We start from the raw sequence: 1,160 nt of genomic DNA, 5'->3' as shown, positions 1-1,160 counted from the left end.
AGCATTCCGGCATAAAAAAAGCCATGGATGAAAAGTATCATACATGGCACAAATATTTTGTTTATTTACCTGTCTACTTGACAGGGAGCAGTTCAGTTTTTCGAGTGTCTCCCTTTTAATCTTAATATATTAAAGTGCTCCGTAATTGAATAAACTTGATTTATTCACCAAATACACGAACTCGTTCGTTGTCATCAATGTATTCTTTATCGCTTGCTTCGCCTTCAATTGAACCAAATGGCATTTGAGCAATCATTTCGTATGAAGCTGGTAAGTCAAACATTTCTCTAACAGATTTGTCGAAACCTTGTTCAAAACCAACGTTCATATGTTGTAAGCTGCCGCCTAAACCTAATTCAGTTAATGCTAACCAAATTGCGTACTGAGTATTAGCGTTGTTGTGTTGTTTGTAAATTTCTGCACGTTCATTTTTGCCCAGTGCGCCTTCAACAGCATCACGGTCTTCGAAGAATAAAACCGTACCCACGCCGCCTTTAGCGCCTTCCATAACGCCTGAAAACATATCCCACATGGCACCTTCAAGAACGTTTTTTTGAACGTCTAAGATGTGGTCCCATAATTTAACATTGTCCTCACCAAATAATACAACTAAACGAGTCGTTTGGCTGTTACTTGCTGAAGGAACTTCTCTTGCCACTTCGCGAATACGGTCTGAAATTTCTTTGTTTGATAGTTCAGTGTTATTACCAATTGCGTAGCTCGTACGGCGTTTCTTAACTAAGTCTGTAAATTGTGTCATTAAAATTCTCCTCTTGTAAAAAAATAATAAGCTCTTACTTACCTATAGTAAGTATATCGGTAAAAAGAGTTTAAATCAATACATTTTACAACACACCAAGTGGCAGGACTAACGCAATTGCCCCAATAATAATCGCTGTCCAGTTGAGTCCTTTCTGTGGGGAAAATAGCCCGATGATTCCTAGAACGACTGCAGCTACTCCCATCCATACCGGTTGCCAAAAGAAAGCGATTATCCCTACAAGAATTCCAATCCATCCTAACCATTGCCCAGTTGTATTACTCATGATTTATCTTCTCCTTATACATATTTTTTAATTATTTATTTAATCGAGAAACATATTCTGTTAAACGCACCAAATTAGAAACAAAACCATATTCGTTATCGTACCAAGCAACTG

The 1,160-nt window shown here is 37.7% G+C and carries 2 protein-coding genes; both read right to left on the bottom strand.

All coding sequences use genetic code 11. The annotated features are described in order from the left end of the window. Nucleotides 1-160: 160 nt before the first annotated feature. Nucleotides 161-760, bottom strand: coding sequence for a nitroreductase family protein (locus BM212_RS12370; protein ID WP_072693668.1), 600 nt, complete (start codon nucleotides 758-760; stop codon nucleotides 161-163). 85 nt (nucleotides 761-845) lie between these two features. Then, nucleotides 846-1,046: a DUF308 domain-containing protein gene (locus BM212_RS12365; RefSeq protein ID WP_072693667.1), complete on the bottom strand. Its 201-nt coding sequence runs from the start codon at nucleotides 1,044-1,046 to the stop codon at nucleotides 846-848. Between the last annotated feature and the right edge of the window lie 114 nt (nucleotides 1,047-1,160).

The organism is Marinilactibacillus piezotolerans (assembly GCF_900114235.1).
GTDB classification, from domain to species: domain Bacteria; phylum Bacillota; class Bacilli; order Lactobacillales; family Carnobacteriaceae_A; genus Marinilactibacillus; species Marinilactibacillus piezotolerans.
The sequence above is the reverse complement of the archived record's forward strand: the minus strand, read 5'-3'. Positions and strand labels throughout refer to the sequence as shown.